The organism is Corallococcus sp. BB11-1 (genome assembly GCF_026626625.1).
Classification (GTDB): Bacteria; Myxococcota; Myxococcia; order Myxococcales; family Myxococcaceae; genus Corallococcus; species Corallococcus soli.
This window is the reverse complement of the sequence record NZ_JAPNJY010000034.1, coordinates 1-11,055: the sequence shown is the minus strand read 5'-3', so window position 1 is coordinate 11,055 and position 11,055 is coordinate 1. Positions and strand designations below refer to the sequence as shown.

7 protein-coding genes are annotated in these 11,055 nt (G+C 68.9%); 4 read left to right on the top strand and 3 right to left on the bottom strand.

From position 1 onward, the window contains the following. From OV207_RS29260 to OV207_RS29250, 3 genes are all read left to right on the top strand, one after another. Positions 1–2,459 (top strand): lamin tail domain-containing protein (locus OV207_RS29260; RefSeq protein ID WP_267558361.1); only part of this gene is annotated, 2,459 nt, incomplete at its 5' end. A 160-nt stretch (positions 2,460–2,619) separates the two neighbouring features. Further along, positions 2,620–3,654 (top strand): pyridoxamine 5'-phosphate oxidase family protein, encoded by a 1,035-nt coding sequence (locus OV207_RS29255; RefSeq protein WP_267558359.1) that lies wholly within the window; start codon positions 2,620–2,622, stop codon positions 3,652–3,654. A gap of 181 nt (positions 3,655–3,835) precedes the next feature. Then, positions 3,836–5,788 carry a M3 family metallopeptidase gene (locus OV207_RS29250; protein ID WP_193349231.1) on the top strand — a complete coding sequence of 651 codons (1,953 nt, stop codon included), beginning with the start codon at positions 3,836–3,838 and terminating at the stop codon, positions 5,786–5,788. Between the two features lie 71 nt (positions 5,789–5,859). Here OV207_RS29250 and OV207_RS29245 read toward each other — a convergent pair whose 3' ends face one another. After that, the gene (locus OV207_RS29245) at positions 5,860–8,367 is read right to left on the bottom strand and encodes a glycogen/starch/alpha-glucan phosphorylase (protein ID WP_193349232.1); all 2,508 of its coding nucleotides are present in this window, start codon (positions 8,365–8,367) and stop codon (positions 5,860–5,862) included. Positions 8,368–8,637: 270 nt separating this feature from the next. Here OV207_RS29245 and OV207_RS29240 point away from each other — a divergent pair, with 270 nt between their 5' ends. Further along, complete coding sequence (locus OV207_RS29240; RefSeq protein ID WP_267558357.1) at positions 8,638–9,222, top strand: DUF2378 family protein; 585 nt, start codon at positions 8,638–8,640, stop codon at positions 9,220–9,222. Between the two features lie 67 nt (positions 9,223–9,289). On the opposite strand, the gene OV207_RS29235 is transcribed toward OV207_RS29240, so the two are convergent. Together OV207_RS29235 and OV207_RS29230 are read right to left on the bottom strand one after the other, a co-directional pair. Next, complete coding sequence (locus OV207_RS29235) at positions 9,290–10,480, bottom strand: M23 family metallopeptidase (protein WP_267558356.1); 1,191 nt, start codon at positions 10,478–10,480, stop codon at positions 9,290–9,292. A gap of 99 nt (positions 10,481–10,579) precedes the next feature. Then, positions 10,580–11,055 (bottom strand): SpoVR family protein (locus OV207_RS29230; RefSeq protein WP_267558355.1); only part of this gene is annotated, 476 nt, incomplete at its 5' end.

Sequence of the window (11,055 nt, the reverse complement as noted above, 5' to 3'; positions counted from 1 at the left end):
CCTCAGGTGACCAGGAGGTCGTCGCGGAGGACGTGATGGATGGCGCGCTGAAGGGTTCGCACACCTATTCCATCGTGCCGGCGGCGCTCGACACGCTGGTGTTCGTCTCCGCGCCCACGACGGGTTCGGTGAGGCAGGCGCTGGCGGACGTGCATGTGGCGCTGCGGGATGCGTATGGCAACACCGTCAGCGACACCCCGACGGACGTGACGCTGGGGCTCGCGGGCGGAAGCTTCTCCCAGGCCAACCCGACCCAGACCACCGTGGATGGCGTGGCGACCTTCGCGGGCCTCGTCGTGGAGGCCGAGGGCACGTACCAGCTTGAAGCCGAAGGGGGCGGCCTGCCGGTCGCCACGTCCGGGGACCTTGTCATCACCGACGTGGTGGCTCCGGCCGTCGCGCAGGGCTTCACGGCGACCGCGTTGTCCGGCTCCAGCATCCGCGTGGGCTGGGCGGCCCCGGGCGACGACGGCGACCTGGGCACGGCGACCCGGTACGAGCTGCGCTACGCCACGGCGGCCATCACCGACGCGACGTTCGACGCGGCGACGGAGGCGACGGGCGTGGGCACGCCCCAGGCGCCGGGCACGGCGGAGTCCTTCACCGTCTCCGGCCTGGATGCGGCGACGACGTACTTCTTCGCCCTGAAGACGTTCGACGGCGCGGGCAACGGCAGTGCGCTCGCTACCGCGAGCAGCGGCACCACCAACCCGTGCACCGGCGTCGTGTGCACTCCGAATGACCCTTCCTGCGCGGAGGACGGCACGTCGTTGGAGGTGCCCACGGCGGTGTGCGTGGTGGTGTCGGGCATGCCGGAATGCCAGGACGGCGAGACGGAGCTCCTGGCCTGCCCTGGCGCGGATGCCGTCTGCCACGCGGACGCGTGCACCACGGCGCCGCCTGCGGGCGCGGGCGAGCTGGCCCTGTCGGAGGTGATGCACTCGCCGTCCGCCGGGACGACGGAGTACCTGGAGCTGACCAACACCAGCGCGAAGCTGTTGAACCTGCACACCCTGGCCGTGACGTTCGTGGACGGCGTGGGCGGGACCTCTGGCTTCACGGTGCAGCATGGCCGCGGGCTGCTGGTCGAACCCGGTGCCCGGGTGGTGCTCGCGCAGGACGCGAACGTGACGAGGAACGGGGGCGTGTACGCGAACCACGCGTACGGCACGGACGTGTCCATGGACAACACCGGCTCCATCACACTCCAGCAGGGGGCGACGACGGTCACGAGCCTGAGCTACACGAACGCCTTCCCACAGACGACCGGCCGAGCCATGAGCCTCGCGTCCAGCATCGTGGGCACGGCGGGCAGCGAGCGGCCCTGGTACTGGTGCGAGTCGTCAGGAAACCTGGAGGGAGGGGACCGGGGCACGCCGGGCCTGCTCAACGACGACTGCGGCCTGAACGTCGAGAAGCCGCTGAACTACTGCGCCATCCAATACCCGAAGACGTTCCCGGCCGGGACTGACTACCCGGCGACCATCGCCCCCAACGTCGCCTACGACATCTTCAGTCAGTTCTACAGCTTCGACGTCACCACCCGGACCCAGAACGGCAACGACTTCTATCCGCGCATCGAGGCGCAACTGGGTTACGGCACGGACGCGACCAACCCTGCGGGCTGGACGTGGACGCAGGCCGCCTTCAACGCGGGCTATACCTCCCCCGGCGGCTCGAACAACGATGAGATGAAGGCGTCGTTGAGCATCCCCACGGCCGGGACGTACCGCTACGGCTTCCGCTACCGGTTCACGGATGAGGGCTCGCCGTGGGTGTACTGCGATCAGAGCGGCGTCGCCGTGCCCCCTGCTGGCAACTACGGCTCCGTGACGGTGGCGCCGGCGGTGAAGCCGCCGCTGACGAACCACGTGGTCATCAGCGAGTTCTCCTCGAAGGGGGCAGGGGCGAGTCCCACCACGCCCAACCATTCCGATGAGTTCATCGAATTGTACAACCCGACCAATGCGGCGGTGAACCTGACGGGCTGGAAGATTCAGTACAAGAATGCGACGGGAACCTCCTACTCAAACTTGGTGGTGCTGGGCTCGGTGAGCATTGCGGCCCATGGTTACTACCTCATCGCGCATACAGGCTTTGTGGGAGCCGTGGTGCCAGACGCGAGGTACTCCACCGAAACCGCGCACATGGCCGGCCACGTCAGGATCGGGCCTGGTTCCCTGGGGACGAGCGTGACCGACGCCGCCACAGTGGACAAGCTCGCCTGGGGCACCACCGCGAGCTCGCCAGAAGGCAGTACGGCGGCTCTCTATGTGTCCGATCCCGCGGGCAGCTTGGAGCGCAAGGCCGTGTCCACTTCCACCGCCGTGGACATGACGACGGGAGGGACAGATGCATCGCGTGGTAACGGCCTGGACACGGACCAGAACGGGAATGACTTCGTGATTCGTACCGCTCGCAACCCACAGAACGCGTCGAGTCCGCTCGAGTTCTACTGACAGCCTCCACGCAGGCTTGAAGTCCCAGGAGGCCGCTCTCGGCACCACGCCGGGGCGGCCTCCGCTGTTTCCAGGCGCCATCGGCGGTCTGCCTGACAGGGAGGCCCGACGTCAGGTTTGATGAAGGTGCGAATCAAAATCAATATGGCATGCTCTGGCCATGTCCCAGGTCCAGTCGGTCGAGGCGTTGGAGCGGCTCGTCGGTTCGCGTCCGCTCGGGGTGATGATGAAGTCGCTGGAGGCCCTGGATGCGCATTGCGTCCGGCTGCTCTCGCTCTCCTCGTTCGCGGTCCTGGGCTTCATCGACGAGGAGGGCAGGGCGCGGCTGTCGAGCGTGGGCGGGCCCAGGGGCTTCGCCACGGTCGTGGACTCCACGCACCTGCGATTCGAGCTGCATGAACCCCTCTCACTCAATCCCACGGTGGGGTGCGGGCTCCTGTTCCTCATCCCCGGGCTGGGGGAGACGCTTCGCGTGAATGGGCACGCGACGCTTGATGGCAACACCCTGCTCGTCACCGTGGAGGAGACGTTCGTGCACTGCGCGAAGGCGCTGATGCGCTCGGCGTTCTGGAAGCCTCCGGTCTCCGTCGTCCCGACGTCGCTCGGCCCCGTGGCGCCGGGCCCCCTGAGCGACCCGGCCGTGCGGGACTGGCTCTCCCGTGTGCCCTTTGTCGTCGTGGCGTCGTGGGATGCGCAGGGCCACGCGGACGTGAGCCCGAAAGGCGATCCCCCGGGTTTCCTGCGGCTCGACGGAGCCCGGGTGGCGGTGGCCGACAGGCCGGGCAACCGCCGCACGGACACGTTCCACAACCTGCTCGAACAGCCCCGCGTCGCGGTCCTGGCCCTGGTGCCCGGGGAGGGGCGCGAGCTGGAGCTGTCCGGCGTCGCCTCCCTCACCACGGACCCCGCGCTGCTCGCCTCGATGGAGGTCGCGGCCAAGGTGCCGAAGGTCGCCCTGTCGCTCGAACCGCACCAGGCACGCCTGCGCGCCAGCCCGGCCGTCCTCCACGCCGGGCTCTGGGACGCCTCGCGCCATGTTCCCCCGGACCAGCTGCCACGGATGGCCGACGTCTTCATCGACCACGTCAGACAGAACCCGCAGCGTGGCGCCGCCGCTGCCACCCTGCGCGCGCTCGCGTCCAAGCGGATGATGAGCTGGGCCCTGACCCAGGACTACAAGCGGAACCTCTACTGAAGGATGGGGGCCCCCGCTCCATGGGTCGCCCGACTGTCCGGTCCCCGAAGGAACGGGGCAGGGGAGGGCCACTCCCGCCCGACAAAGGACCCGCCGGGTCCACACGGATGCTGCCCGGGCGTGCGGGGCGCATTAGCTTTGAGCCCTTTCCGCCACCCACGGCTTGAGAGGAGCCCTTCCCGTGTCCGAGCCCCTGGTCCCCGACGCCGCCCGCCATGTCACCTGCCCGCCTGAGGACTTCCGCCGCGCGAGCGAGGACGCCCTGGCCCGGGCCCGCGCCGGCATCGCGCGCCTCAAGTCCCTGCCCGCGAAGACGCCCCCGCGCGAGGTGCTGGAGCTTTACGACGAATCCTCCGCCGCGCTGGACGACGCCTCCGCGCGCGCCAGCGTCGTGCGCCACACCCACCCGGACGCGACCCTGCGCGAAGCGGCGGAGGCCGCCGAGCAGTCCATCGAGAACCTCTCCAACGACCTCCGCATGGACCGGGGCGTCTACGACGTCCTCTCCGCCGTGGACCTGTCCGGCGAGGATGCGTCCACGCACAAGTGGATGGAGAAGGTGCTGCGCGACTTCCGCCGCGCCGGCGTGGACCGTGACGAGGCCACCCGCGCGAAGGTGAAGGCGCTCCAGGAAGAGCTCATCCGCATCGGTCAGGAGTTCAGCCGCAACATCAGCCAGGACACCCGCACGGTGGCCCTGCCCCCGTCCGCGCTGGACGGCCTGCCGGAGGACTACGCGCGCTCGCATGCCCCGGGCCCGGACGGGCAGGTGCGCATCTCCACCGACTACCCGGACCTGGTGCCTTTCCTCACCTACGCGCGCGACGGCAAGGCCCGCGAGCAGCTCTGGCGCGCCAACCGCCAGCGCGGCCATCCCGCCAACGTGGACGTGCTGGGCCGGCTCGTCGCCCGGCGCCATGAGCTGGCCACGCTGCTGGGCTACCCGCACTGGGCCGCCTACGCCACCGAGGACAAGATGGTGCGCACCGCGGACGCCGCGCGGGACTTCATCCAGAAGATCTCCACCGCCGCGGAGGCGCGGATGAAGCGCGACTACCAGGTGCTGCTGGAGCGCAAGCGCCAGGACGACCCGAAGGCCGACAAGGTGGACCCGTGGGACTCCGGCTACCTGGATGACCGCGTGAAGGCGGAGCAGTACGCCTTCGACTCGCAGACGGTGCGCCCCTACTTCGAATACACGCGCGTGAAGCAGGGCGTCCTGGACCTCACCGCGCGCCTGTTCGGCGTCACCTACCGCCCGGTGAAGGACGTGCCGGTGTGGCACCCGGACGTGGAAGTGTTTGACGTCTACGAGGGCGCCACGCTCAAGGGCCGCTTCTTCCTGGACATGCACCCGCGCGCGGACAAGTACAAGCACGCGGCCCAGTTCACGCTGACCAGCGGCAAGTCCGGACACCGGCTGCCGGAAGGCGCGCTCATCTGCAACTTCCCCAAGCCCGGCGCGGAGCCCGCGCTGATGCAGCACGGCGACGTGGAGACCTTCTTCCACGAGTTCGGCCACCTGCTGCACCACATCTTCGGCGGCCACACGCGCTGGGCCGGCCTGTCCGGCGTCCGCACGGAGTGGGACTTCGTGGAGGCCCCGTCGCAGATGCTGGAGGAGTGGGCGCGCGACGTGACGTGCCTGCAGACCTTCGCTACGCACTACCAGACGGGGGAGAAGCTGCCCGCGGAGCTGGTGGAGCGCATGCTGCGCGCGGACGAGTTCGGCAAGGGGCTCTTCGTGCGCCAGCAGATGTTCTACGCGGCGCTCAGCCTGGAGCTCTACCGGCGCGACCCGAAGGGCCTGGACGCCACCGCGCTCGTGCGCGAACTCCAGGGCCAGTACATCCCCTTCCCGTACCTGGAGGGCACGTACTTCCACCTCACCTTCGGGCACCTGGATGGGTACTCGTCCAACTACTACACGTACATGTGGTCGCTCGTCATCGCGAAGGACCTCTTCACGGTGTTCCAAACGCAGGGCCTGCTCAACCCCGCGCCCGCGCAGGCGTACCGGCGCGCGGTGCTGGAGCCGGGCGGCTCCGATGACGCCGCCCGCCTGGTGAACCAGTTCCTGGGCCGCGACTACGACTTCCGCGCCTACGAGGCCTGGCTCAACAAGGCCGCGTAGCCGTGGGGTGCACGGGGCGGGCGGCCGAGGATGGCCGCCCGCGCCCGGTGCTTCAGCGCGACTTCAGGTGCTCACTCCACCTGCGTCTGCTGCACGCGCCAGATCTCCTCCGCGTACTGCTTGATGGTGCGGTCGGAGGAGAAGATGCCCGCGCGGGCCACGTTGATGATGCACTTCTTCGTCCAGCCCTCCGCGTCCTGGTACGCGCGCACGACCTCTTCCTGCTTGGACATGTACGCCGCGAAGTCCGCCAGCACGAGGTAGCGGTCCTCCTCCAGCAGGCTGTCCACCAGCGGCTGGAAGAGGTTGCGGTCCTCGGGGGAGAAGAAGCCGGAGCGGATGAGGTCCAACGCCTCGCGCAGCTCCGTGTTGGACTCGTAGACGTCGCGCGGGCGGTAGCCGGCCTTCTTGCGCGCGATGACCTCGTCCGCCGTGAGGCCGAAGAGGAAGAAGTTCTCGTCGCCCACCGCCTCGCGGATCTCCACGTTGGCGCCGTCCAGCGTGCCCAGCGTCAGCGCGCCGTTGAGCATCAGCTTCATGTTGCCCGTGCCAGACGCCTCCCAGCCCGCGGTGGAGATCTGCTCGGACACGTCCGCCGCCGGGATGATGCGCTCCGCGAGGCTCACCCGGTAGTTGGGCACGAACACCACCTGGAGGCCCGTGGTGCCCGCGTCGCTGTTCACCACCTCCGCGATGCCGTTGATGAGCCGGATGGTCAGCTTCGCCAGGTGGTAGCCCGGCGCCGCCTTCGCGCCGAAGAGGAACGCGCGCGGGTGGACGACGCTGGAGGGCTGCCGCCGCGCCTTCATCCACAGCGCCACGATGTGGATGGCGTCCAGCAGCTGCCGCTTGTACTCGTGCAGGCGCTTGATCTGCACGTCGAAGATGGCGTCCGGGTTGAGCTGCACCCAGCGCAGGTCGCGCACGTGGTTGGCCAGGTCCACCTTGTTCGCGCGCTTCACCTCGCGGAACGCCTTGCGGAACTCCGGGTCCTCCGCGTGCGGCTCCAGCTTCGTCAGCTGGTCCAGGTCCGTGGCCCACCCCTCACCGATGCGGCTGGTGATGAGCTTGGACAGACGCGGGTTGCACCACGCCAGCCACCGGCGCGGCGTCACGCCGTTCGTCTTGTTGTTGAAGCGCTCCGGATACATCGTCGCGAAGTCCGGCAGCACGTCCCGGCGCAGCAGGTCCGTGTGCAGCGCGGCCACGCCGTTGATGCTGTGGCTGCCCACCACCGCCAGGTGGGCCATGCGGATCTTCTTCTCCGGGCCCTCCTCCACCAGGCTCATCCGCTGCTGCTTCTCCACGTCGAACGGGTAGCGGATCTGCACCTGGCGCATGAAGCGCTGGTTGATCTCGAAGATGATCTCCAGGTGCCGGGGCAGCAGGCGCTCGAACAGCGACACCGGCCAGCGCTCCATCGCCTCCGCGAGCAGCGTGTGGTTGGTGTAGCCGAACGTCTCCTGGGTGATGGTCCACGCCTCGTCCCAGAGCAGCTGCTTCTCATCCACCAGCACGCGCATCAGCTCCGCGACGCCAATGGCCGGGTGCGTGTCGTTGAGCTGGATGGCCACCTTGCGGGAGAAGTCCCGGAAGTCGCTGTGGTTCTTCAGGTAGCGCCGGACGATGTCCGCGATGGAGCACGCCACGAAGAAGTACTGCTGCTTCAGGCGCAGCTCCTTGCCGGCCTGGAACGCGTCGTTGGGGTAGAGGACCTTGGAGATGACCTCCGAGTCGTTCTTCTCCACCACCGACCGCTCGTAGTCGCCCGCGTTGAACAGCAGCAGGTCGAACTCGGCGCTCGCGCGCGCCTGCCACAGCCGCAGCGTGTTGACGGTGTTGTTGCCGTAGCCCGCGATGGGTGTGTCGTACGGCACGCCAATCACGGTCTTGCCGCCCACCCAGCGCGCCACCGGCCGGCCATCCGGACCCTGGTGGTGCTCCACGCGCCCGAAGAAGCGCACCGGCACCGCCTTCTCCGGCCGGACGATCTCCCACGGGTTGCCGAACTTCAGCCACTCGTCCGCGCGCTCCACCTGGTGTCCCTCCACCAGGTCCTGGGAGAAGATGCCGAACTCGTAGCGGATGCCGTAGCCCATGCCCGGGTAGCCGAGCGTCGCCAGCGAGTCCAGGAAGCACGCCGCCAGCCGTCCCAGGCCGCCGTTGCCCAGGCCCGCGTCCGGCTCCATCTCCAGCAGCTGCGTCAGGTCCACGCCGACCTCCTGCATGGCGGCGGCGGCGGACTCGTACATGTTGAGGTTGAGCAGGTTGTTGCCCAGCGCGCGGCCCAGCAGGTACTCCGCCGACAGGTAGTAGGCGCGCTTGACGTCCTGCTCGTAGTAGGTGCGCGCCGTCTTCACCCAGCGGTCGGTGAGGCGGTCGCGCACGGCCAGGGACAGGGCCATGAAGCGGTCATGCGGGGTGGCCGTCTCCGGGTTCTTGCCGCGCGAATAACGCACGTGTTCGAAGAAGCCGCGACGGACGCTGGCCGCGTCGAGCCCGGTGCGGCCGCTGTCTTCGGGCGTACCCGACGTGGAGGGCGGAGGCGGAGCGGGGCGCGCGGAGGCGGGAGGAGCCATAAGTCGGTCGTCTCGGGGGGTCGCGAAAGGGTGGGTACGGCGGGCACCCCCGTCTGGACGAGGGCGCATCGGGCACGAGGGTATCGTGTCGGGCCGGCCCAGGCACCGGAAAGCCGCAGCCCGCCCCCGGGGTCGGTCGCTCCCTCCACCGGGGAGGGAAGGTGCGTGGGGACCCGCCGTGATGCGGCCCGACCCCGGGGAGTGTCGCCGTCCCGCCGGCCCTCGCGACGGGCCCTGACCGTGCGCGAAGTTGGGGTAGAACGGGCGTGAATGGCTTCCTCCCTGAGTGACCTGGAGCAGCGCATCGCCCTGACCCGTCCAGGGGACACGGTGCGGGGGCTGAGCTTCGCGGCGGTGCTGCGCCTGACGCGCACGCACCTGGGGCACGACACCGCGGAGCGCCTGCGCGCGCCGCTCCTGCAGCGCAACCCGGTGGACTTCTTCTCCTACCCGGCCGTGGACTTCCTGCGCCTGCTGTCCTTCGCGACGGAGGCCCTCCAGCCGGAGTACGGCACGCACGACGCCGTCCTTCGCGCGTGCGGCGGCGCCATCTGCGGCACCTTCTTCGAATCCACGGTGGGGCAGACGCTGCTGCGCCTCACCCTGGGCAACGACCCCAAGCGCATCTACAGCAACGCCCCCACGTCGTACGCCACCGCGGTGAGCTACGGGCGGCGCGAGTACCAGCCCTTGGGCGACAAGCGCGTGCGGCTGCACTTCCGGGACGACCTGCTGCCCGTGCAGGTACACGAGGGCATCCTCGGCGGCGCCCTCACCGCGGTCCAGCGCGAGGGCCAGGTGCGCGGCACGGAGCTGTGCCTGGGCGAATCCGAATACTTCATCGAGTGGACCTGAGAAGCACGTCGGGCCCGCCCTTCCGTGAGGAAGAGGGGCCCGGGGGGATGCGAAGCCTTCGCGGCGGCTACTTCGCGCCGACCGGCGGGGGCGCGGCCTTGCCCGCGACCGCGGCCACGGACACGGCGTCCAACTGCTGGGCCATGTCGTGCGCCTTGGCGAGGAAGTCGCCCGTCAGCTCCTTGGGCAGCGGATCCGCGCGGGGGAACTTCTGGGTGAGCGGGTTGGCGTAGGTGCCGCTGCGCTTCAGGCCGAAGTGCAGGTGCGGGCCGGTGGAGCGGCCGGTGTTGCCCGAATAGGCAATCACCTGCTTCTGCCGCACGCGCGTGCCGGTGCGCACGCCGTCCCCGAAGCGCGACAGGTGCATGTACTGCGTCTCCATGCCGTTGGCGTGGCGCAGCACCACCATGTTGCCCGCGGCGCCCGCGTAGCTCGCGGACACCACCGTGCCGTCCGCCACGGCCCACACCGGGGTGCCAATGGGCGTGCCGTAGTCCACGCCGTTGTGGTTCTTCACGTACTGGAGCACCGGGTGGTAGCGCGACCCGAAGCTGCTGGTGACGTGCGCGTACTTCAGCGGGCTCTTGAGGAAGGTCTTCTTGGCGCTCGCGCCGTCCTCCTGGAAGAAGTTCGCCTCGCCGTTGGGCAGCACGTAGCGGAACACGCGCTTGTTGCCCACGAGGCCGCCTTCATACGTCGCCGCCAGCACCTCGCCGTAGCGCAGCACGCGGCCCTTGGAGACGAACTTCTCCACCAGGGCCTTGGCCTTGTCGCCCTTGCGCACGTCCCGGTAGAAGTCGATGTCCCACGCGAACACGTCCGACAGCACCAGGCCGATGGACGGGTCCTCGCCGGCGGCCAGCGTCGCGTCATACAGCGACGTGCTGATCTCCAGCGAGACGAGCGACACCTGCTTCTCCACTTCAATGGAGCGCTTGCTGCCGACGTACTTCTCCCCATCGCGGCGCACCTGCCACTCGTCCACGGTGCTCTGGCGGTAGTCGAAGAAGTCCAGCTCGCCGTTGCGCATCACCAGCCGGAACTGGTCGCCCACGCGGGACTTGCGGAAGTCGAACACGCCCTCCAGCGCCGCGATGACCGCCTGCACCTGCACGTCGGGCAGCGCCGCCTCATGCAGCGCGCCCGCCAGCGTCTGGCGCGGCTCGATGCGGCGGTTCTTGATTTCGAACTGGGTGGCGGCTTCCGACGTCGAAGCCACCCCGAAGGCGGCGAGGCACAGGAGGGAGGCGGTCTTCATGAGGGCGGACAGGAGTGTAGAGGACTGTTGCACCTCCGCCCAACTCCTGGCCGCACGTCGCCTGCCCGCCTGCCTGCTCCTGCCCTGTGGCCTGGAAACCTACAACTCCACCTTCTTCTCCGAATGGTGCTGCCCGTCGAAGCGCAGCAGGGTGCCCTTGCCGTCGTAGCGGGTGACGATGTTCACGGGCCGGCGCCACAGGCTCTGCAGGTTGCGCAGCGTCTCCCGCGCGTAGTCGCCCTTCAGGTCCTGCCCGTCGTGCTTGTGCGCGAGCAGCAGCTCCGAGCGGTTCTCGTAGTTGCCGTCCACCACTTCGATGATGGGCTGCCCGAAGTTGGTGAGCGACGTGAGCAGCTTGTTCTTCACCTTGCGGAACTCGCGGTCCAGGATTTCCCACGAGTTGCGCTTCTCGTTGAAGCCATACACGAACAGCTTCTGCTGGATGGCGAACTCGGCGGTGAGGAACGTGTCGATGAAGGTGATGTCGTTGTAGTGCTTGCGGACTTCAAAAATCTTCTCACGGCCCGCGCCCAGCTTCTTGTCCCAGGACTGGCGGGCGCGCAGGTCGTCGCACT

What these genes read in the sequence shown, in the direction of transcription:
- OV207_RS29255 (WP_267558359.1), top strand. Translation starts at nt 2,620, where the DNA reads ATGTCCCAGGTCCAGTCGGTCGAGGCGTTGGAGCGGCTCGTCGGTTCG.
- OV207_RS29235 (WP_267558356.1), bottom strand. Translation starts at nt 10,480, where the DNA reads ATGAAGACCGCCTCCCTCCTGTGCCTCGCCGCCTTCGGGGTGGCTTCG.
- OV207_RS29240 (WP_267558357.1), top strand. Translation starts at nt 8,638, where the DNA reads ATGGCTTCCTCCCTGAGTGACCTGGAGCAGCGCATCGCCCTGACCCGT.
- OV207_RS29245 (WP_193349232.1), bottom strand. Translation starts at nt 8,367, where the DNA reads ATGGCTCCTCCCGCCTCCGCGCGCCCCGCTCCGCCTCCGCCCTCCACG.